At 31.5% G+C, this 21,025-nt stretch carries 28 protein-coding genes; 14 read left to right on the top strand and 14 right to left on the bottom strand.

Annotation, left to right across the window (positions count from 1 at the left end; genetic code table 11):
* The first annotated feature begins 22 nt into the window (after positions 1–22).
* The 3 genes from NSED_RS08165 to NSED_RS08155 all read left to right on the top strand — a co-directional run bounded on the left by NSED_RS08165 (position 23) and on the right by NSED_RS08155 (position 3,999).
* Entirely contained in the window at positions 23–262 is a 240-nt protein-coding gene (locus tag NSED_RS08165) for a hypothetical protein (RefSeq protein ID WP_014965790.1), read from the top strand.
* A 1,315-nt stretch (positions 263–1,577) separates the two neighbouring features.
* Complete coding sequence (locus tag NSED_RS08160; protein ID WP_026090078.1) at positions 1,578–2,426, top strand: arginase family protein; 849 nt, start codon at positions 1,578–1,580, stop codon at positions 2,424–2,426.
* A gap of 1 nt (position 2,427) precedes the next feature.
* Entirely contained in the window at positions 2,428–3,999 is a 1,572-nt protein-coding gene (locus tag NSED_RS08155; RefSeq protein WP_014965788.1) for an aldehyde dehydrogenase family protein, read from the top strand.
* Here the strand turns inward: NSED_RS08155 and NSED_RS08150 are convergent.
* Positions 3,981–4,853, bottom strand: a complete 873-nt coding sequence (locus NSED_RS08150) for a proline dehydrogenase family protein (RefSeq protein ID WP_232212356.1) — start codon at positions 4,851–4,853, stop codon at positions 3,981–3,983. The genes NSED_RS08155 and NSED_RS08150 overlap by 19 nt on opposite strands.
* An 89-nt stretch (positions 4,854–4,942) precedes the next feature.
* On the opposite strand from NSED_RS08150, the gene NSED_RS08145 reads away from it, so the two are divergent.
* Positions 4,943–5,314 (top strand): Lrp/AsnC family transcriptional regulator, encoded by a 372-nt coding sequence (locus tag NSED_RS08145; protein WP_014965786.1) that lies wholly within the window; start codon positions 4,943–4,945, stop codon positions 5,312–5,314.
* An 80-nt stretch (positions 5,315–5,394) separates the two neighbouring features.
* Here NSED_RS08145 and NSED_RS08140 read toward each other — a convergent pair whose 3' ends face one another.
* Positions 5,395–5,763 carry a DUF6659 family protein gene (locus NSED_RS08140; RefSeq protein ID WP_014965785.1) on the bottom strand — a complete coding sequence of 123 codons (369 nt, stop codon included), beginning with the start codon at positions 5,761–5,763 and terminating at the stop codon, positions 5,395–5,397.
* A 134-nt stretch (positions 5,764–5,897) separates the two neighbouring features.
* Here NSED_RS08140 and NSED_RS08135 point away from each other — a divergent pair, with 134 nt between their 5' ends.
* The 3 genes from NSED_RS08135 (at position 5,898) to NSED_RS08130 (ending at position 6,837) form a co-directional block, all read left to right on the top strand.
* Positions 5,898–6,119 carry a hypothetical protein gene (locus tag NSED_RS08135; RefSeq protein WP_014965784.1) on the top strand — a complete coding sequence of 74 codons (222 nt, stop codon included), beginning with the start codon at positions 5,898–5,900 and terminating at the stop codon, positions 6,117–6,119.
* A gap of 14 nt (positions 6,120–6,133) precedes the next feature.
* Positions 6,134–6,286 carry a hypothetical protein gene (locus NSED_RS10610; RefSeq protein WP_016940200.1) on the top strand — a complete coding sequence of 51 codons (153 nt, stop codon included), beginning with the start codon at positions 6,134–6,136 and terminating at the stop codon, positions 6,284–6,286.
* Positions 6,287–6,537: 251 nt separating this feature from the next.
* Positions 6,538–6,837, top strand: a complete 300-nt coding sequence (locus tag NSED_RS08130) for a hypothetical protein (RefSeq protein WP_014965783.1) — start codon at positions 6,538–6,540, stop codon at positions 6,835–6,837.
* Between the two features lie 26 nt (positions 6,838–6,863).
* On the opposite strand, the gene NSED_RS08125 is transcribed toward NSED_RS08130, so the two are convergent.
* Positions 6,864–7,307: an Lrp/AsnC family transcriptional regulator gene (locus NSED_RS08125; RefSeq protein WP_014965782.1), complete on the bottom strand. Its 444-nt coding sequence runs from the start codon at positions 7,305–7,307 to the stop codon at positions 6,864–6,866.
* A 105-nt stretch (positions 7,308–7,412) separates the two neighbouring features.
* Between NSED_RS08125 and NSED_RS08120 the strand changes: the two genes are divergently transcribed.
* Positions 7,413–8,126, top strand: a complete 714-nt coding sequence (locus tag NSED_RS08120) for a hypothetical protein (RefSeq protein WP_016940201.1) — start codon at positions 7,413–7,415, stop codon at positions 8,124–8,126.
* On the opposite strand, the gene NSED_RS08115 is transcribed toward NSED_RS08120, so the two are convergent.
* From NSED_RS08115 to NSED_RS08100, 5 genes are all read right to left on the bottom strand, one after another.
* Complete coding sequence (locus tag NSED_RS08115; protein WP_014965780.1) at positions 8,118–8,663, bottom strand: Lrp/AsnC ligand binding domain-containing protein; 546 nt, start codon at positions 8,661–8,663, stop codon at positions 8,118–8,120. The two genes, NSED_RS08120 and NSED_RS08115, sit on opposite strands and share 9 nt — an antisense overlap.
* Positions 8,664–8,671: 8 nt before the next feature.
* Positions 8,672–8,911: an Lrp/AsnC ligand binding domain-containing protein gene (locus tag NSED_RS08110; protein WP_016940202.1), complete on the bottom strand. Its 240-nt coding sequence runs from the start codon at positions 8,909–8,911 to the stop codon at positions 8,672–8,674.
* Positions 8,912–9,033: 122 nt separating this feature from the next.
* The gene (locus NSED_RS10605; RefSeq protein ID WP_016940203.1) at positions 9,034–9,192 is read right to left on the bottom strand and encodes a hypothetical protein; all 159 of its coding nucleotides are present in this window, start codon (positions 9,190–9,192) and stop codon (positions 9,034–9,036) included.
* Between the two features lie 132 nt (positions 9,193–9,324).
* The gene (locus NSED_RS08105) at positions 9,325–9,537 is read right to left on the bottom strand and encodes a hypothetical protein (RefSeq protein WP_014965778.1); all 213 of its coding nucleotides are present in this window, start codon (positions 9,535–9,537) and stop codon (positions 9,325–9,327) included.
* A 229-nt stretch (positions 9,538–9,766) separates the two neighbouring features.
* Complete coding sequence (locus NSED_RS08100; protein WP_014965777.1) at positions 9,767–10,126, bottom strand: DUF6659 family protein; 360 nt, start codon at positions 10,124–10,126, stop codon at positions 9,767–9,769.
* A 1,712-nt stretch (positions 10,127–11,838) separates the two neighbouring features.
* On the opposite strand from NSED_RS08100, the gene NSED_RS10805 reads away from it, so the two are divergent.
* From NSED_RS10805 to NSED_RS08080, 5 genes are all read left to right on the top strand, one after another.
* Positions 11,839–12,156 (top strand): hypothetical protein, encoded by a 318-nt coding sequence (locus tag NSED_RS10805; RefSeq protein WP_237737686.1) that lies wholly within the window; start codon positions 11,839–11,841, stop codon positions 12,154–12,156.
* Positions 12,057–12,377, top strand: a complete 321-nt coding sequence (locus NSED_RS08095; RefSeq protein ID WP_014965775.1) for a DM13 domain-containing protein — start codon at positions 12,057–12,059, stop codon at positions 12,375–12,377. The genes NSED_RS10805 and NSED_RS08095 overlap by 100 nt, the downstream gene beginning before the upstream one ends.
* Before the next feature lie 49 nt (positions 12,378–12,426).
* Complete coding sequence (locus NSED_RS08090) at positions 12,427–12,813, top strand: winged helix-turn-helix domain-containing protein (RefSeq protein WP_014965774.1); 387 nt, start codon at positions 12,427–12,429, stop codon at positions 12,811–12,813.
* A gap of 27 nt (positions 12,814–12,840) precedes the next feature.
* Positions 12,841–13,143, top strand: a complete 303-nt coding sequence (locus NSED_RS08085; protein WP_014965773.1) for a DUF8036 family membrane protein — start codon at positions 12,841–12,843, stop codon at positions 13,141–13,143.
* Positions 13,144–13,208: 65 nt separating this feature from the next.
* Positions 13,209–13,943 (top strand): spondin domain-containing protein, encoded by a 735-nt coding sequence (locus tag NSED_RS08080; protein ID WP_014965772.1) that lies wholly within the window; start codon positions 13,209–13,211, stop codon positions 13,941–13,943.
* Positions 13,944–14,080: 137 nt separating this feature from the next.
* Here the strand turns inward: NSED_RS08080 and NSED_RS08075 are convergent, their stop codons facing one another.
* The 4 genes from NSED_RS08075 to NSED_RS08060 all read right to left on the bottom strand — a co-directional run bounded on the left by NSED_RS08075 (position 14,081) and on the right by NSED_RS08060 (position 18,456).
* Complete coding sequence (locus NSED_RS08075) at positions 14,081–14,503, bottom strand: DUF6659 family protein (RefSeq protein ID WP_232212358.1); 423 nt, start codon at positions 14,501–14,503, stop codon at positions 14,081–14,083.
* A 467-nt stretch (positions 14,504–14,970) separates the two neighbouring features.
* The gene (locus NSED_RS08070) at positions 14,971–17,286 is read right to left on the bottom strand and encodes a valine--tRNA ligase (RefSeq protein WP_014965770.1); all 2,316 of its coding nucleotides are present in this window, start codon (positions 17,284–17,286) and stop codon (positions 14,971–14,973) included.
* A 7-nt stretch (positions 17,287–17,293) separates the two neighbouring features.
* Positions 17,294–18,109: a 6-pyruvoyl trahydropterin synthase family protein gene (locus NSED_RS08065; RefSeq protein ID WP_014965769.1), complete on the bottom strand. Its 816-nt coding sequence runs from the start codon at positions 18,107–18,109 to the stop codon at positions 17,294–17,296.
* A gap of 68 nt (positions 18,110–18,177) precedes the next feature.
* Complete coding sequence (locus NSED_RS08060; protein ID WP_014965768.1) at positions 18,178–18,456, bottom strand: 4a-hydroxytetrahydrobiopterin dehydratase; 279 nt, start codon at positions 18,454–18,456, stop codon at positions 18,178–18,180.
* Between the two features lie 72 nt (positions 18,457–18,528).
* On the opposite strand from NSED_RS08060, the gene NSED_RS08055 reads away from it, so the two are divergent.
* Entirely contained in the window at positions 18,529–19,284 is a 756-nt protein-coding gene (locus NSED_RS08055) for an asparagine synthase C-terminal domain-containing protein (protein WP_014965767.1), read from the top strand.
* Here the strand turns inward: NSED_RS08055 and purB are convergent.
* Together purB and NSED_RS08045 are read right to left on the bottom strand one after the other, a co-directional pair.
* A complete protein-coding gene (gene purB / locus NSED_RS08050; protein ID WP_014965766.1) occupies positions 19,277–20,638 on the bottom strand; it encodes an adenylosuccinate lyase in 1,362 nt (453 codons plus the stop codon). The two genes, NSED_RS08055 and purB, sit on opposite strands and share 8 nt — an antisense overlap.
* A 162-nt stretch (positions 20,639–20,800) precedes the next feature.
* A complete protein-coding gene (locus NSED_RS08045) occupies positions 20,801–21,022 on the bottom strand; it encodes a hypothetical protein (protein ID WP_014965765.1) in 222 nt (73 codons plus the stop codon).
* Positions 21,023–21,025: the final 3 nt, after the last annotated feature.

The following is a 21,025-nucleotide window of genomic DNA, read 5'->3' as shown; positions in this document are numbered from 1 at the left end:
CCCATCTAAGACTAGAAACTTTGTGACTGATGATAAAAAAATGAAAATTATATGTAAATGGTGTAATGTTTCTAAAACTTGTCATATTGTTAGTCAGGAAATTACAGATCATCATGGAAACTATGGAATAGATAGTATTTTGATGGCTAAAGTTAAAATCCATAAACATTTCAAAGGAAAAAATTATTGTAAAGGCTCAGATAGAACAATCACTATACCATTAGATGAAATACAAAAATACAATGAAAAAAATAAAGATTAGATTCCAAACTCCCATATTCTTGAATTCCTGAAATCTAGATTTTAAAGCGGAAATTGCAGTTTATATCAAATGTGTAATCTTGAAAATTCTTAATATAATCAGTTCAATTCCTATAATCATGAAATATTGTTGTGATTGTTTGACTCCGATTAACAGTCATTCAAAAGAAGAGTATTGTGCTATTTGTAAAAGAGATAGAGCTGTTAAAGTAACCTCTACAGCTTAGATGATGTGGAATCTAATGATGACGTCCACCCATTTTGGGGATAGAAATGGACGCAAACAAGTACAAAATTATGATTTATTTTATTTTAATGAATTAGTTTTTTTGATAAAATGTTGGCTATCACAATACATGCATGTGTATTTTGAGCATGATGGAATTTTCAATAAATCATACAGGAACTGACAATTTTTGCAGCAAAAATTAACAAATTAAATAACTTGAAATTTTAATTCTTTTGAAAGTGTTTGAATATTCTGAATTAAATAACGTAGATCTTGTTTTAACTAAAATAAATTATGTTCCCATGTGCCATGTTTTGAACTTTATGTATTAAATCTAATTTTGTTTTATTTCATCATCGCAATCTCCATCTGAACACTACAAGGTAATTTCGTTAAAATTGATATGTGGGTTTAGAAGATAGTTTTTTGAGTTGTTCTTTACTCTGCCTTGCTGCATGCATTGACATGTAACACGACAATAAGATACTGTGCCATTATTTTGTCTTCGTTTAGTGTTTACTAAATTAAATAATAAACTGGATTCCCTATACCACTTACATTTGTATAAATTTAATATAAAATTATGAATAAATATTATAATAATATCAAAAATACTTAAATCTTATTTTTGTGTAATAATAACGACGAGGAACTATCATATCTGTAGAATCGGAGAAAAGACTTTGAGGATGCAGCCAGATAGAACAAAAGGAAAACACGAGAAATGATGGCAGCATCATAAATTCGATATGTTTTCCGATAGGCCTCGTTTTTTATTTCATTCGTTTTTCAAAAATCCTATTCCTGATTATCTCATTAAAATTTGGGATTTCTATTACCAAGATTTATGCCTAAATTTAATTTGCCAAAGATCCTTTGATGGCCTAAATCTGGAAAATCCTTTTCTAATTTGAGGGAATAAGCAAAGTATTGGAGTCTAAAAAGAAGCAATTTTGTGGTTATTGCCCTGAAGACAAGTGTTTGTTAGACTGTGAAATTTGTAATCCTAAGAAAGATGATGATTGCACTTGTTAGGAATATTCTCTTATACTAAAAGCACAAATTCTATAATTTGCTAACAGAGATGATGGAAAAAATATGTTGGGCAAATACCGATAATTTTGAAGAGTCTAAATTTGTAGTCATTGGCGTTCCTGATGAATCCCAATCCCATGCATTAAGAAAAGGAACAGAAGAAGCTCCATCTAAAATTAGACAAATCTCTAATCTCCGTGATTCTTTTGAACATGGTGGACGAATCTCTCTTGGTCGTCCTTTTCAAGGCTCAGAAAAAAAAATCTATGATATGGGAAACATAAACCGAGAACAGATTGAAAATACCTATGATGAAATATCTGCATCTTCAAAAATCCCAATCTCGATTGGAGGTGATCATTCTATTACCCGACAAATAATTAATACAATAACAAAAAGATACGGGAAAATTTCTTTGGTATATTTTGATGCTCATCCTGACTTTGTAAGTTCTACTACAAACTATTATGGCTCAGTAGTCAATGATATTCTTTCAAATATTGAAATTTCCTCTAGTGTTCAAATAGGAATTAGAGCCCCTGAACAAGAGGAATTGGACAATATTAAAAAATTCGATCTAAAAGTGATTACGCCTTTTGACATAAGAGAACAAGGAATCAAACAAGTGGCAAACTCTGTTACAAGCAGATTAGGTGATAAAGTGTACATTTCATTTGATATGGATTGCATTGATCCAGCATTTGCTCCTGGTGTTTCTGTTCCTGTACCTGTGGGTTTGAACAGTACAGATGCCGTCTATCTGTTAAAAGAGATAGTAAAGAAAGGTATTGTAGGTATGGATATGATGGAAGTTTGTCCTAGTTTTGATGTAAAAGATAGGACATCTCACTTGGCTTCTCGAATAATCTCTGAGGCTCTTTATTCGTCAGGAGAAACATAACTTGTCTGAATTTCAAAATGAATACACTTGGGGTAAGGCTGTTGCAAGTAATTCTACTGAAAAATTCCAAGAAAATTTTGACAAGGCAATTGACAAAGTCCGAGATGAACTTGGCAAAAAATATCCTATAATCATTAATGGACAAGAAATCTATTATGATGATTGCTTTACAGTAAGATCTCCTTCTGATACTAGAATTGTTGTGGCAAAATTTCCAAAAACATCTATTCATGACACCGAAAATGCCATATCTAGTGCAAAAAACTCATTTGAAAAGTGGAGTAGCACTACATACCAAAAAAGAGTTGAAATTTTCAGGAATTGTGCTGATGTGTTTTCCAAACAAAAATTCTTTTTGTCCGCATTAATGACATTTGAGAATGGAAAAAATCGCCTTGAAGCCATGGGTGATATTGATGAAACAATAGACTTTATGCGATTTTATGCACTACAACTAGAAAAAAACCAAGGGTTCTGCAAGCAAACCACTCATCCAAACCCTTATGAGAAAACTCAAACTATAATGAAGCCTTTTGGTGTGTGGGGAATAATTGCCCCATTTAACTTTCCTTCTGCAATTGCGATAGGAATGACTACTGCAGCACTAATTACAGGAAATACCGCTGTTCTAAAACCTGCAAGTGATGCCCCACTGTCTTCATTTCAGTTTGCAAAAATTATTTATTCTGAAATTCCCAATGGTGCGATTAATTTTGTTACAGGTTCTGGAGGAACAGTTGGAAAAACCATCATTGAAAGCAAAGACGTTGATGGTATAGCATTCACTGGATCTTATGAGGTTGGCATGAAAGGATTTCAAGAATTTACAAAAGAGACTGCAAAACCTTTCATCTCTGAAATGGGCGGAAAAAATCCCGCGATTGTTACTAAGCATGCTGATTTGAACAAAGCTACTGATGGAATAATGAATGCGGCATTTGGATTTGCTGGACAAAAATGCAGTGCATGCTCTAGAGTTTATGTTCAAAATGATGTTGCGGATCAATTCATTTCAAAGATTGTTGAGAAGACAAAGAAACTACGAATTGGAATGCCTTGGAAACAGGATGTATTCTTGGGTCCTGTAATTAACAAGGGTGCAAAAACAAAATTTGAGAATGCCGTAACTCTTGCAAAACAAGATGGAGAGGTTCTTACAGGAGGAAATGTTCTGTCTTCTTCAGAATTTGAGAATGGTTATTTTGTTGAACCCACAATAGTTACAAAATTACCAGATGATCACAAACTTGTCAAAGAAGAATTGTTTTTGCCCTTTTTGTGCATTCAAAGATATGATACCTTTGATGATGCCATAAAACTTGCAAACAAGACAGAATATGGACTGACTGCAGGAATTTTCAGTAATGATGATAAACAGTTAGAAGAATTCTTTTCAAAAATTCAAGCAGGCGTTGTGTATGCTAATCGTTTTGCAAGTGCAACAACTGCAGCATTAGTTTCTAGTCAGCCCTTTGTTGGATGGAAACATTCAGGCTCCACTGGAAAAGGGGCAGGTGGTGAAAACTATTTGCAACAGTTCATGCACAGTCAGACTCAGACTCGTTGTGATTGAATCCACGAACTCCCGAGCAATAAAATGTTTCTTTTTCTTTCCTTGATTCGTCGAACTGAATATGGCAACCAATTTGCGCCATAAGGGATGTAATCTGAAACAACAAACTTCTTTTTAATCAATTCTGGCTTTAGCTCTTCTCTTATTCCTTTTAGCATCTGAAATTCAAATTTTTTGGGATATTTTTTTGATAGGTTTTCTGCCTTTTGTATGATTTTTCCATCATGTGATGCTATTGCAAACTCATTACCGTTCTTGAACAGTGTTCTCATAAGTTTTATGTAATTTTTATCCACATCTTCTTTCGATTTGAAAGATACACTTGCCTTTTCTCTGTAAGCGCCTTTCACCAGACGTATCTTTGCACCGATTTGTAACAAGTTAATCAGATCATCTTCTGTTCTCTTGAGATTTGCTTGCAGAGCAATTCCAAGCCTTTCATATTTTGTAAAGTACGTATTGTAAATCTCTATTGTCTCATCTGTATGCTCAGAAGATTCCATGTCCAACCAAACAAAGACATGAGCATCACGAGCCTTTTGTATGATTTTCTCAAAATTGCGATAACATTCTTTCTGACTAATTGAAAGACCTATCTGTGTTGGTTTGACTGATATTGCTCCACGCACCTTCCATTTTCTAAATGAGTTTATGATTTTTTGATATTCATCTATTGTTGATGAAATCTGTTTTTTTGAAGTATGATATTCTCCAAGTTTATTGATAATTGCATATCGTCCTAATTGGTATGCTTCTTTTGCTGATACTAGAGCATCATCTATGGAATTTCCTGCTATCCATTGTTTTGCTATTTTAAACAAAACTTTTTCCATTAACTGTATGCCTGTTACCACAGTGAATTTTCCATGTACGTGATTATATGATTTTAGATTAATTGCTGTTTAACCACAAAGAAGAAATTTGATAATGCTTTATTATTATCATGGACAAGGCTTTTGTTTTAATTAATTGTGAACCTGGTAAAGAACCCTCTATTCTCAAGCAATTAAGGGAAATGAAAAATGTAGTTGATGTTCAAGGAACATATGGTGTTTATGATATTGTAGCAAGAATAGAATCTGATGATAAATCCCAACTTGAAAATATTATTTCTGATCAAATCCGAAAACTAGATGATGTTAATTCTACACTGACTCTTATTCCAACTGAATCTGAGGATGTAAAGTCAGACTTGCGTGAAATAGAACCTGATGTAATACCTGAACAGAAAAAACCCTTAGAAGAACAATCCTCAGAAAAGGAAGATAATGATTTAGATGATGAGCCTGAAGAAGATTACGATGATGAAGATTAAATTTTTAATATTCTAACAAAAATCAAGCAAAAATTAGGACAATATTTTCTGACTAATCCTATTTCTTTGTAATAAAATGTCTATTCAATTAATTTAAGAATCGATTTAATTAACATATCATGATTAGTTTGAGGTTCACATGTAATGTAAATCAACTTATCTTGCTCTAACGGGATGGTAATTCTTTTTAGCTTTTCATATTCTGCAATTGCATATTTTCCTCTTCCAATAAAATCAGAAAATTTATTTCGAAGTTTCCATGCGTCCATGGCATGTCTTAGAGATTCTTTTTGTAAATCTGGTTTTAGATAGTCTGTTACACCTTCTCTTTGACCCCCAAATAGCAATCGACCCGAATAATCAATTATAGTTACAAATCTAATTTTTGAATCAAGATTTTGAATCGTTTCATAAAGTTTATGATATTTTTCAGATTTTGTCACAGACATAAGATTATTTAAACAAAATCATACAAAAGTATGGCAAAAATTTAATGTAAATTCATAAAATTATTTTTCAATTTTCAAAAATATTTAAAGAATTTTTTGACCGAATTAAAATATGATTTAATTTAACAACGATTATGGAAAAAGCATATGTATTAATTAATTGTAATTTAGGAAAAGAAGATGATATTTTACATTCATTACAAAATATCAAATCCGTAAAAGTACATGGATCTCTTGAAATCATTATAGAAGAGACAAATAATTATCTTGATGTTCTTCAAGAAGACATTCCATGTAAAATCAAAAGTTTGCCTTCTCTCAAAACTACATTTACACCAACAGGAATGAAAAATTAGGGTGATAAAACATTATGACTCAAAAAACATCCATTCAAGAATTTGATGATTATACTGATTGCCATGCATGTCATAACCCCTTACCACATTGTCATTGTAAGTGTCCTTATTGTGGAAAACGTGATGATTGTGAATGTGCATTGTTTGATGCTGCAACAGGAGGTTGAAAAATTTAAAGAAAAATTATTCCATTTTGAATAAATTTTAAGTAAAATAATTTAACATTTAATTTTCATAATGTTGCAATACGACGTTGAGATGAAGGAAGATTTTGCAGAATATACAAAATGCATTAGTTGTAATGCATCATTATTGTTATGTGATTGTAATTGTCCTAAATGTGGCAAAAGAGAGAATTGTAGATGTAATTTAAAGCCAATTAAATGGAGCGATTTAAGATAATTGAAATTGGTGGACTATGTCAATACTTTTTTGGTTTCAAGTAGGATTTGGTTTGCTTTTGATTCTAATTTTAATTGGACTTGGAATAAGAGCATCAAAAGATAAAACAAAATTATTTGATGATGAAAAAATACTAGATATCATTAAAGAAGAATTAGATAAAGACGGTTTTAATAATTTTGAATTAAAGTCAATAGTCTCCCTAAATACTCCAAACATTACTAGTGTTATTGTAAGTAATGATTACTTGGAAATTGCAATGGAAGTAGATAATCGTTCAGGTGAAATTATCAACAAAGAAAGATTGGCAAGATGAACTTGTACATATCTATATGATCAATCTCAGATTAATCTACTGTCTTCTTTTATCGTATTTAGTACAATATGAGTTACAGTATTTTCAATATTTGGTATAGCTGATAATTTTTTTACAAAATTACTCAGATTCTTTCTATTTTTGAATTTTGCAATCACCAAAGTATCTGCATCTCCTGTTATATCGTACACAGAAATCACATTGTCCTCTTTTGCAATAATATCTTCAACTTCCAACATTTTTCCTTGACTAGTTTTAATTTCAATTATTGCAGTGATGTCATATCCTAACAAATCATGATCAAGACGAGCAGAATATCCTTTGATTATTTTTTTTTCTTCGAGTTTTTTTATTCTGGAAATCATTGTAACTGTAGATACATCTAATCTTTGAGAGAGTTGTCTTGCAGATTGTCTTGCATCAACTAGAAGATGTTTTAGAATTTGAAGATCTTTATCATCAATTTCCATATTACAAATTAATTGTACAAATATTTAAGAATATTAATATTTTACATACAAATGTAATGTTAAATAGCAATATACCTTATAATCATCTATTTGTAATTATATACAATGAAACAATTACTATCTTATGATCCGATATTAGAGAAGATTCAAACCCATCTGATGAAATATGGAATAAAATCTACAATATCTGAAAAAGAATTAGATTTTGAATCGGATTATTTAGATATCTCTCTTTTAGGTGGTAAAGATGGTATTGGGAATGTTGGGGCATTAAAACTAGAAAATTCACCTATTGATTATATTCAGATTATCAAAAAACAAGAATACGCAAACTGTGATTTTGCTGTAGGTAGTCATGTTGGAATGGGCATTCATAAACATTCTTGGTGGAAAATGAATTTTTTTCTAGCATTTGCAGATTCTATTCATATAGGTCCATTTGATATAGGAACAATTTCTACTATTAAAAAAGGACTTTTTCATTCAGAAATCGAGGATTTTATGTGGAATGGTTATCCAAAACTCACAACATTACCTCCAGGCTTAGTGCGAGACAATGTAGTTGAACCCCTAGATCAGAACAAAAGATTAAGACAATTGATGATTAAATGTTTGCTTGGAGAAAGAATAATCACTGTTTCCAGATATGAACCAAGACATGAGTCAAACACAATTATGACAAATTCAAAAATTATTATTCAATCAAAGTGGAAACTCCAAAAAGATCTTTTTGTAGATAAGGAGACCATGGAGATGTATGAAAAAATGGCTGAAATAATCAAAAAAACAGTAAATAATCTAAAGTATCATTTAACTTAGAAACGACTGCCTGCTAAATCCTTGATTGTTTACTATGTTCATTGTAATTGTAGATTTAATTCCAGGTATCTTTCTAATCTTTTTGCTAATAATTTCAGAGATTTCATTATACGTAGGAGCTGCAATCTTACAGATTATCTCATAATTTCCAATTAATCTGTCAGCTTCTATTATCTCAGGTATGTTTTCTAGTGATTCTAATATTTTTGATTCATATGATCTTAAACAATGAATTGTAACAAAAGCTTGAGCCATGTAAGTGTCTAACACTTCTCGTTCAATTTCATTCGTTTTTATTATTCCTGGGTTTTTATCTACCAATAATGTGAGTGTTGCCCTTATGTTTGAAATTTTTCTAATTCCTTTTGAAATATCATTTTGAATATTTTGTTCACTTGATGATTCTAGCTTTGTCAAAATATCATATGAGCCAAACGTGCCAAAAGCATTTGTTATGCTAGGGATATTTTTTAGATTAGATATTACAGAATCTTCTTTTCCAGATTCATTAACAATTAGAACATATGCTTTGTCCATACGTTCTCCTAATTTTGACCTTCAATTCCCATTAGTGTAAGCGTAGATCGTACATTTTCAAGTTTGCGTATTCCCCAAGTGACAGTTTCTCGAAGTTTGTCTTTATCTGAATTTTCTATCTTTGCTATAATGTCATATACTCCAAATGTTCCCTGTACTTCTTTGACTGATTCCAAGTATTTTAAAGAATCAAGAATACTCTCCTCAGAACCTAATTTGCAATTAACTAAAACATATGCAGTTTCCACAGTCAAAAAATGTCAAAAAAATATTTAAGTAAAACTCTATTAAATATTTAAAAATATTAAGATTATATATAAAAAATTAAACAATTATAACTATTTTCATATACATTACTATCAGACAATTTCTAATGAGGGACCAAATAAGGCATTTTATCTTTGACATGAGGAGTAGGATTTGAACACTGGCCACATTTTGGACGAATGATCTCCGCATCATAATCTACCTCTCCAATCACCTCTTTACAAATAGAGCATACAAGAGATTTTGTATCGTAAATATTCAATGTGATGTAATTATGACTTTGTTACCAATAAAGTAGAATACAGTAGAAGTAAAAATTTATTCATTTTTTAGAATTTCATCAAACAAATTTCTTGTTTTTGATATATCTTGTGTCTAGTTTCTATATTGAAATTTAAGGAAAACCTTCCATGATTTTTTTGACTTTTTCTTCTTCTAAGTACATAGTTTTTTCAAATTCTTTTCTTAATGCATCATATTTGGTCTGCTTTTCCCCCTCATCCATTTTTGAGAATTTGAACAACCTCATTTCATCTACAATTGTCATAATTTTATAATTCGTCTCAAACATAATTTCATCAATTTCTTTAGATGATTCTTCACCCATAATTGATTATAGTCATCATCACAAATAATATTTTATATGTATAAATTATGATGTAGTAATCTTCTGAAAACTTACACAAGGTCATAACTCTTGCACGTTGATAATTCTTGGCGTATCCACGTTTTCATTCAGTTGATTACTACTAGATATTGTGTATTAATATGGAATAAAAATTATATTGTAAAAATAATGAACATATGTTTAATTTCAATATAAAAAATCAGTAATTTCATATTTTTTGCTTAATTAATTGAAGTACTTTTTTAATTACAAGATCATGATCAACTTCAACCTCCATACTTATAACAAGAATAACATGTGTTTCTAAAAGAAACGTGATTCTTTTTATTTTCTCATATTCAGTGATAGAGTATTTTCCAGTACCTAAAAAAGGATAAAGAGATTCACGGGATTTCCAGCGTGAGATAGTGTTGCGAATAGATTTTGTAATTTCTTCATTGGGTAGATATGACTTAACATCCTCTAACATACCTCCTGCTAACAATTCCCCACTAAAATGATAAACAAAAACCCCTCTAATAGCAGGTTCTAAACCTGAAACTAATGAACAAAGTTTTGTGTAATTCATAATTTTTTATTCGTCCAATTGAATAAATTTCAAATAACTGTCTGAATAAAAATTGTCAAAATTTCTCATTAATTCTTAAAACACTAGCCTAAAAATAACCTTAATTCATGAATTTCTTAATAATTGTAAAGATTATGGAAAAAATTTAAAAAAATTCATTATATGACAATTTAGTTTATTGATAATTTTAAACCATCTATAACAGAACCTGAGATGATAGTATATTATGTAATACTAGGCGTTACTATCAATCTAAGTAATCAAATCGCGGTGTTTCACCTTCTAACAAGTTGTTTAAAAATTTAATTAATTTTTAACATGTTTTAAGAATTCTAGCTAGCTACAATAAATTTGATAATTACCATAAGGTAACGTGTTGAAGAAAATACAAGAAAATGATGAGGAAATAGCTAGAAAAAAATTCAAAGAAAAATTTAAGGAAAGACTAGAGAAGGGAGAAGTCTTAGATTTTACTTGAGAAAATATTGTAATTTCACAGAACGATGAAAAATAAATTAAAATGCAATCTTTTGATTTTAGCAAAAAACTCAAAATCTTTTTAGTTCAATAAGGATTGTTATTTTACTGGTAATTCTTAAATTGAAAAATGTTAGATAGTAATCAAAACCACATTGTTATCCATTGACAACAATTCATCACAACACCTTTCAATCATGTGATGTTTGGCATTACTTGACTACTACCTACACTAATAATGTAATCCTGGAATAAAAAGTCATTTAAAAAATATTGAATATTTGTTAATTCTTTTCACTGTTTTTGAATAAAGTTATAATTTAAACCAAAATTGTATTTTTCATGCATGTTGTAATGTTCGTCTCTGATTCAGAACATTTTATGGTTAAAATCAACATTTTAATCCAAAATAATTTTTAGGCACGATTTCTAATTTTTAGAATTACTCCAATATCCATCCTTTAGTTGCAATCCTTGCATTTTGGATCTCTACATACGGGATTACTGTCTCCATCCCTTGTTGGAAATTTTATATCCCTTCTCCGAAATGTCCTAGTCAAATTCTTTCAAATCCCCTTTTTTACGCAGGGTAAACAAAATTTTGTCTAATCTGAGTTTATCTAAATTAATATTTTTTTGCGATTTCTGCTTTTCACTAAAAGTGAAGAGTATTTCTTCAGTCAATTTGTCAAACTGTGATGCAAAATACAATGCATTAGAATATACCATGATACAACTATGTCATACTAATACAAGAGCGTATTATGAAAATTTCAAACGTTTGTTTGATTTTTCTTCAAAAATAGTTTGAAAAACAAAGAGTTTAGAAATTTTATGTAAATACAGATAGTAATCAAAACCAAGTAGTTATCTCATGATAACTCTATGTTCTGGTTCCAACATCAGTATTTACACATGGATGTTTTTACTAGTTGATTACTACCCATTGAATACTCGTTACTGTGAAATAAAAATGCCAAGGTGGTACATGTGAACATTTGTTTAATTTTGTTGCAGATGGTCATCCTCATGCAACTATAGATCTTATAGAATCACATTCACATATTTTTGCAGATGAAAAATTCCATAATAATTTCTTGATTCATACATTTGATCAAGTCGTATTTTCAATAACTGATTTTTTCAATAGTATTTTGTTTAGATAATCTAAATTCACGCCTATCTGCGTCCATTTTCATCCCTAAAACAGTATCTGAATCCCCGTGGACCCATTTTTGTTCCTAAAGATTGGGGTCAAAAGTGGAAAATGTGCTTTATATCAAAAATATCTGATAATATCAATGAACAAATCAATGATAGCCATTATTGCAATAGCAATAGTTGGTGTTACATCTGCATTTGCAATCTCTCCCTACTTTACCGAATCTACTATAGATGAGGAATTACCTGTAGGAATTATCGTTCAACCAATGATGGATGATAAACAATCCCAATGTCTTATTCTGGAACATTTATTGGAGTTGGAGATGGAATCCATGATGCACAAGGCGATGTATACACAATTCCACTTGAGGATGGAAGTAATGTACTAAGACTAGAGAATTTTGAATCTACTAACGGCCCTGATTTGTTTGTATATCTGGCAACAGATGATAGGGCCTCAGAATTCATCAATCTAGGTGAACTAAAAGCAAACAAAGGTAATCAAAATTATGAAATCCCAGATGATGCTGATTTGACTAAATATGATAAAGTTTTGATCTGGTGTAAAGCATTTGGTGTTTTGTTTGGCAGTGCACAATTATCAACTTAGTAATCCTCAAAAGCAATTTTTTATATCTAATATCTATCATGAGCAATTATTGCTTACAACAGTTGTTCCAGTTTTTTCATTTTCAGAAATTTTTCCACGAGGATTATTTTCATTTTCAGGATCGGATGGTGGACAATCAGGACCAGATCCTAGATTCAAAATGATACTTTGGTTTATCATTGCAGGCACAAGAGGAGGCATAAACAGAGCAAAAATCCTTAATTTGATTAAAACTACCCCCATGAATGCAAATAAGATTGCAACCGTGATGAATTTGGATTACAAAACAATATTACATCATGTAAAAATTCTTTCAAAAAATAATCTAGTTGTAAAAGCAGAAAAAGACTATGGAGCAGAATATCAATTAACACAAATTATGAAAGAAAATCAAAGTGCGTTAGAGGAGATTATGCAAAAAATTGGAACAAAGTAGATTAAGAAATTTTTGGAGTGATATATCATGATAGATTTTATGCTAGCTGCAGTTGTATCTGCATTTCTCAACATTGCATTGCTACTAGTCACAATTACAACCTATGTTCAAAACATGAGAGTGATTAGATCTTACTATACATCAGGATTAGTTTTGGTTGCAGCCTTGTTGATGATTCAAAATATTGTGATTGTGTTATTCTGGTCTACTCTCTACATGGATGATAAGGCATTGATGATGTCAGCTGATATGGTTTCACATTATTTGTTTGCAATTAATATAATTCAGACTATTGGATTATCTGTACTTGTTTGGATAACTAGAAGATAATTCTAAAAAGATTGGGGTCTAAAGTGGATAAATGCTTAAGGTGATTTTTTCAAATTACTTGTTTAATGAAATCAAAAACAACAGGAATTTTGGCAATGACTGCAATAGTAACAATGATTACTATTGCAAGTGTTGGAATTCCTGAATCTGACGCAGCAAAGTCACAGATGTATGAAGTTACAATAACTAATCTTACACCTGGACAACCAATCACACCTCCACTCTTAGTAACTCATTCAGCTGAAGCAGGATTTTTTGCTCCAGGTGAAATGGCATCTGATGAGCTTCAGCAATTAGCAGAAAATGGAAATGCTGAACCTCTAGTTGAGATGTTACAAGGAAAAATGGGTGTTTTGGATATTGTTCAAGGAACTACTCCTTTAGTTCCTGCAAATGATCCTGGTGATACAGGATTAGGATACTCTGAAACATTCACTGTATCTGCTCAAGGTAAAATGAGATATCTGTCCTTTGCAAGTATGTTAGTTTGTACAAATGATGGTTTTGCTGGAATTGATTTAGTAAAGCTCCCATTCTACAAGCAAAAAACCGTTTATGCATCAGCATTTGATGCAAGAACTGAAATGAACACAGAAGACTTTGTAGATATTGTTCCACCATGTCAGGGTGCAATCGGTATCACTTCTGATGATGAAGGAACAGGTGCAAGTAACCCTGCAATTTCAGAAGATGGGGTAGTGATTCCACATCCAGGAATTATGGGTGGTAAAGATCTACAAAGAAATGTTCATGCTTGGAGTAATCCTGTAGTTAAAATCGATATTGTACGAATGAACTAACTCCAACTTCAGTTGGATTTTTTTATTTTTTTAAATTTTGTATTTAGGCTCATCTGCGTCCATTTTCATCTCCAATTTGGTAAATGAATCTATGTAGACTCAATTTTTCTTATTTTTTTGTTTTGATAATTCTTGTTTTACATGTCATTTTTTTCAAATAAATTATTCAAAAAATTTCTTTTATCATCATCTATTATATTTTGAATTTCTTTAACCTTTGTTTGAAGATCAATTCTTGGTTCTGTGAATACAAGAAGAATATAATTGCAAATATTGATTGTTATGATGGATATCTTCTCTCTTTGAATTGTAGAGCATCTAAATGCACCAAATGAATCATCAAAATCCTTTCTAAAACTAGATTCTAGTGCAAATCGCATATACATCATTTGTCTATTTTTCTCACTTACCATTGGAGCAGTGTTTTTCTTGAATCCTCCAGCATACAAATTTCCATTATCACTAATTAAACCTGCAAATCTAACGTGTTGTAAATCAAGTATTTTATCGCACAAATTTTGCATTTGGTTTTGAATTATATCTTGAATTATAGTACTCATTATGATGTGTATGGTTTTTTATTATTTATAAAAAAAGATTTTAAATTTCTAGTGCTAACAAACCCAAAATTGATTATAGATAACTCATGTCTATCTATATCAAAATTTGGGCTTAATTAAAACAGCAATTCCTTTTGAAGGTTTGATTTCTTAAATTAAATTTGATTATATGTTTGCAAAAAATATGATAAATGCAATAGATACAAACAATGCACTAAACGTTGCAATAACAAATCCATCGACTTTACTTATTTTCCGAAAAATTTTGTACACCTTTTTGAACATCATCAAAAATATTTTGTGTTTTTGAAATTTAAAGAATTGATTAAATTATGTCTAGTGCTAATTGATAATTAAATTGAGCACTAGACATAATCTACTATAACAACTCTGAACCAAATTTTATCCCCAAAATGGTATCTGAATTCCCGTGGAGTTGAACCATTGCCTCCTGATTTTTGAAAAATTTATTCTAAATTATGCATTGATTTCAAATCTTTTTTGAATGGTTCTAGAGATTCAGGGATTTCTATTTTGATTGAATCTTTTAATGATAAATTCTGAGACTTTTTCTCATTCCATACTTTGGAATTAAATTCTGCAATTTCTTTTGTTATTTCGCTCTGATCCTCTATATTTTCAGGCATAACTTGTTTTTCTTTATGAATACTATCCTTTGAGTACAATTCTTTCCAAAGGTGTTCTGTGATAAATGGTGTAATCGGTGCTAGTAATTTCAAAATAGTTGACAATGTTTTGTGTAGTGTAAAAATTGCACCATCTCTTTCTTCGTCAGAAAACTCAATCCCATATGCTCGTGCTTTAACCATTTCAATATAGTGTGCAGCAAACACATTCCATGTAAATTCCCTAATTGCAATTGCTGGAATGAAAAAGTTGTATACTTCATATCCTTTCTTGCATTCTTTTACTAGATTGTCTAATTCTGCTAAAATCCATTTGTCAGATGCTGAAAGTTTTCCTGATTTAATTATCGGGAAACTAGACAAAAATCTTGACACATTCCATAATTTACTGAGAAATTTTTTTGTTGATTCAATTTTTTGCTCATTACATCTAAAATCATATCCATGATTAATTTCACTTGCACTCCAAAATCTAAAAGTGTCTGCACCTAATTTTTCAATTACTGGTAAAGGATCTATTGCATTTCCTTTACTCTTACTCATCTTCATTCCTTTCTCATCTAGACCATATCCCATAACCCAAGCTTCAGACCATGGTTTTTCCCCAGTCAACTGCTCACATCTAAGAAGTGTATAGTACAACCATGTTCTGACAATATCTTTTGCCTGAGGTCTAATTGATGCAGGGTATACTTTTTTGAAAAACTCATCATCTCTGTTAAATTTGCTAATGAAAAGTGGAGATACGCTGGAATCCATCCATGTGTCAAACGTTCGCTCTTCTCCTACAAATTCAGTGGAATCACATTTAGTACAATTACTGATTGGGCATTTTTCTTCCCAAGGTCTGTAATACTTTCCAGGCTCTGGAACATGGGGCTCTGAGCAGCTTTTGCAATACCAGATAGGAATTTCAGTACCATAGTATCTTCTTCTAGATATTGGCCAGTCAATGTTGATGGATTCAAGCCAATTCATGAGAATTTGTTTGTGCATTGGTGGGTGGAATGTAATTTCTTGGCCTAGTTTTTTGATTTTTTCAACTGCATCTTTTTGTTTTAGATAATATTCTTCCATTGGAATGATTTCAATTGGAGTTTTACTTCTCTCTGATACTGGGGTTCTATGGACAATGTCTTCAACTTTATCCAATAATCCTTTTGTCTCTAAATCTTCTATGATTTTGGTTCTTGCTTGCTTTGGTTTTAATCCTGTATATTCTCCTGCAACTTCTGTCATTCGTCCATCCAATCCAATTGCTACGATCTCCTCTAACTCTAATTCTCTAAATAATGCCACATCGTTTTGATCACCATAACTACATACCATAACGGCACCTGAACCAAATTCTTGTTGAGCAGAATGATGTGTTCTTAATTCTACTTCAGCATTAGTTATTGGAACGATTATTTTTTTTCCAATGTATTGTGAATATCTCTCATCATCTGGATTCACAATGATTGTCCTGCATGCACAAAGCAATTCCGGTCTTGTACTTGCAATGATTATCTCTTGGTCGGTATCTTTGATCTTGAATTTCATGTAAACTAGTTTTGTAGCCAAGTCTTCATACATTATTTCTGCATCAGCAATTGTTGTACCTGATACCCAATCGTAATTGTTAGGTCTGTTTGCTAGATACACTTGTCCTTTTTTCCATAACTCGATAAATGTTGATTGTGTAAGTGCTCTGTATTCTTTTGAGTCTGTTCTGTAATAGTTTGCAAAATCACCACTGATCCCCAAACTCTTCATGATGAGAAGCATTTCAGCTTCTAAATCATCTAGTGCATCTCTACATAGATTGAGAAATTCACCCCTTTCTGTTTCCCTCATTCTGATTTTGTGTTTTTTTTCAGTGTACAGTTCTACAGGAAGTCCATTCCTGTCTATTCCTATTGGAAAATAGACATTTTTTCCTGCCATTCTTGCAGTACGTGCAATCATATCAATCTGCGAATAATGCGCTGCAGCACCTATGTGCCAAGGTCTGCCTGAAGGATATGGTGGAGGAGTATCTATGGTATAGTTGTCATCTTGTGGTGTAAAGTCGTAAATCTTTTCTTCCTCCCATTGTTGAAGAATTTTCTTCTCTAACTCTGGGTTCCATGCTTTTTCTGATATTTTAGGTTCCATTTTCTAGCTATCTTTCTATGTTTGAAATAATATGAGATCCTTTATTGTAACCTTCATAGATGTAAACACCCACTGCCTCTACATTTGATGGCATTTTTGGTACTAGTAATTTGATAATTTCACTTGAAAGATTCTCAACTGTAGCTTCTCCCTCTAAAAGATATGTGGTGTTTTTGGGAACTTGCAAGTCAAACATACCTTTAGGCCCTTCAAATTGAATTTGATAATGTGAATCATCTTCTTTTTGCAAATACTTTCTATTGATGAAGAATTTATGATCAAATACATTTACCACCTCTTTGATAATTTTTTTGGCTTCTCCAAAATCTAAAAGAAGATTATCTTTCATTTGTCCCACCAACTCTACCATTACAGAAGATGTATGTCCATGTAAGATTGAGCATTTTTCAACTAATGGAAGTATATGTGCATAATCAAATGAGAATGATGCATCTTCTAAAAATATGGATCCTGTTTGTGGTGTTTTATCATAAAAGACAATGTCTTGCAACTCTTTGATCTGTGCAACATATTTTGCATGTCCGATTGCCATAATCTTGTTTTCAGGAAAGTCTTCTTTGACCTGTTTGTATTTTTCAATATCTTCATCAGTATCAATAACTTCGATCAATCCTTTTTCTGTTTTGAAATCAACTATCACTTCAGTTCCGTTCTTTAGGGTGACCTTGTGATTGTATTCGTAATCCTGATCAAGAAATGTAAGCATTTGAGCTACTGTTAATTCTGTTCTCGTTTTGAGTAAATTCCCCTTTTTATCGATATATCTAAAATCTGAATCTAAAATTGTAGGACTTGAAGCCATGTGAAGTCAACTGACTATGGATATAATATAAATTCTGTAATGAACGTGCCTGAAATTCTTCAAAATTACTATGCTAAAGAATTTAGAATTTTGGCTAGATTGACATCATTTTTTGTGATACCTCCAGCATCATGAGTAGTCAATTCCACTGTGATTCTATTGTATACGTTAAACCACTCTGGATGATGATTCATTTTTTCAATTTCCATAGCTGCTCTGGTCATAAAACCAAATGCCTCATTGAAACTAGCAAATTCAAATTCCTTGTGCAGTTTTTCTTTAACAACACTCCATCCTGGGAGATTCTTTAGTTCTTCCTCGATGTCTAGTTGGGATAATCGTATCATGCTGTATTACATTTAATGTTAAATTAAAAGATTGATTCATTACCTTTTATGGAATATGTAGTGTGATCAATAATGGATGAAATGAACAAAAAATTACTCGATAATATCAAGAATTCTATTTCTGAAACTGTTAAAGTAAAGAAAATTGGAATTGCTTTTTCGGGTGGAGTTGATAGCACGTTAATTTCAAAAATTTGCTCAGACATGAATTTTGATGTCACATTACTTACAATTGGATTTTCAGAATCGCATGATATTTTATTCGCAAAGCATGTCAATGAATTTCTAAAATATCCTCATCATGTTCTAGAAATTGATCCAGATACTTTTCCATCGATTTCTACAAAAATTAATCAAATAATAAATACTGAGAATCTATCTTGGAATGAAAATTGTATTGCTTTTCATTATGTTTCAAAACTTGCAAACTCTTTAGATCTTGATACTGTAATTACTGCAAATGGAATAGATGAATTGTTTTGTGGTTACAATGCATACAGAGAAGCATTCTCTGGAGGAGAATCAAAAATCAACGAAGTAATGGCTGCTAAATTAGATAACGAACTAAAAATGATGAAAGCAGTCAATCTAGTTGCATCTGAATTTGGAGTAAAAATATTCCAGCCATTACTATCCCCAAAATTCATTGAATATGCAAATACTGTTCCTATGTATGAAAAAATTCACGATTCAGATGATCTATACCGCAAGCACATTATACGAAAACTAGCCAGCGAAGTCGGTGTACCAGAACTTTCTTACACTAAACGAAAAAAGGCATTGCAATACGGAACTAAAATTCACAAATCTTTACTTAAAACTAGATAAATTTCTGAATTGTTTTCTTGACTGATTTCTCTACATTGCTAATGATTGCAGGTGATGCACCAAGGTGTTTTTCTGGTGAAAATATTGCATCGATTTCTTTGTCAGTAAGTTTTGAAGAAAATGCTTTGTCCTTTTTGATTGCATCTTTGTAGAACATTCCCTTGTCATTTGCCTCAAATGCAACTCTCTGAACATCTCTATATGCAACAAATCTTGGAATTCCTTTTTTGATTAGGGCTTCTAAAACAAATTCTGCAAAGATTTGGCCTTTTGTGATGTATAGATTATCTACAATTCTTTTTTCATTTACCATCAAGTTAGAAACAATTCTAGTCATAGTTTCTAACATCTCGTCAACTAGGATGGATACTGTTGGGATTACAAATCTCTCATTTGCTGAGTTTGAAAGATCTCGTTCATGCCATAATGGAATGTTTTCAAATGCAACTGCAACTTGACTTCTAACTAATTTTGATAATGATGATACACGTTCACTCTTTATTGGATTTCTTTTTACCGGAACAGCACTGCTTCCCATCTGACCTTTCTTGAATTGCTCTGCAACTTCACCAATTTCGGTTCTCTGCAAATTTCTAATTTCTATTGCAATTTTTTCTAAAGTGGCACCAATTAATGCCAATTCAAAGACATATTCTGCATATCTTTCTCTGGGGACAACTTGTGTTGTAACTTCAGCTGGGAATAATTTTAATCGCTTTGCAGCTCTTCTTTGCACTTCAAGTGATTTTGCACCCATTAGTGATCCTGTACCAACAACACCTAATGTCTTGCAAATCAAAATTCTCTTCTTAATTTCCTCAATTCGTTCCACGTGTTTTGCCATCTCTGCAGCCCAATTTGCAAACTTTAATCCAAATGAAATGATGCTTGCATGCTGACCATGTGTTCTACCCACTGCTGGAATCTTTGCATGCTTTACTGCTTTTTTTGCAAGAATTGATGCCATCTTTGCAACTTTGGGTTCGATAATTTGTAATGCATCTCTCATCTGCATTGAATTACTAGTATCAACTAAATCGTTACTTGTAAGACCATAGTGAATCCAAGGTCTTGCATTTTTACTACATTTCTCACTGAGTGATTCTACTAATGCTGCAGTATCGTGATCACTTTTTGCCTCCAACTGCTTGATTCTTTTTGCAGTAATTTTTCCTGACATTGCTGCTCTGTGAATTTCTTTACCTATGCTTTTTGATATCATTCCTATCTCGCTTTGGGAAATGGCAGCAGCTCCTTCGATTTCTAATTGATAGTCTACTTTCTTTTGCTCACTGAAAATATCCATCATTTCTTTTGTGCCGTAACGACCATTATCGATAGGTAGAATTGCCAATGTTTCTAGTCGTTATACATCGAAAATAAATCTACTCCTCAAATCTGAATTTAATCTGCTCTGTCTCTTAATAGATGACAATCACAAAGACATCCTTTTTGGCATTTCATTCTTTTACAATCAGAACAAACACTTTTTCTCCAATAAGGTGCAGTATTCATTTTAGTACCTTTGTGTTACTCTGAATGTTCTTCTTTTCACTTGAAGAAGAATTTTAATCAAATACAATGTCCAGATTCCCATTAAAATATAATACAAAACACTCACATCAGGTTCCTCTGGGATTTCTTTAGGTTCTTCCTCTACTGGCATATCAAATGGAGGCATGTATACAATTCCAAGAAATACAGGTATTGCTATTAGAACAATAATTGGTAGTACCATGAT

The organism is Candidatus Nitrosopumilus sediminis, from assembly GCF_000299395.1.
GTDB classification, from domain to species: Archaea; Thermoproteota; Nitrososphaeria; order Nitrososphaerales; family Nitrosopumilaceae; genus Nitrosopumilus; species Nitrosopumilus sediminis.
The sequence above is the reverse complement of the archived record's forward strand: the minus strand, read 5'-3'. Positions and strand labels throughout refer to the sequence as shown.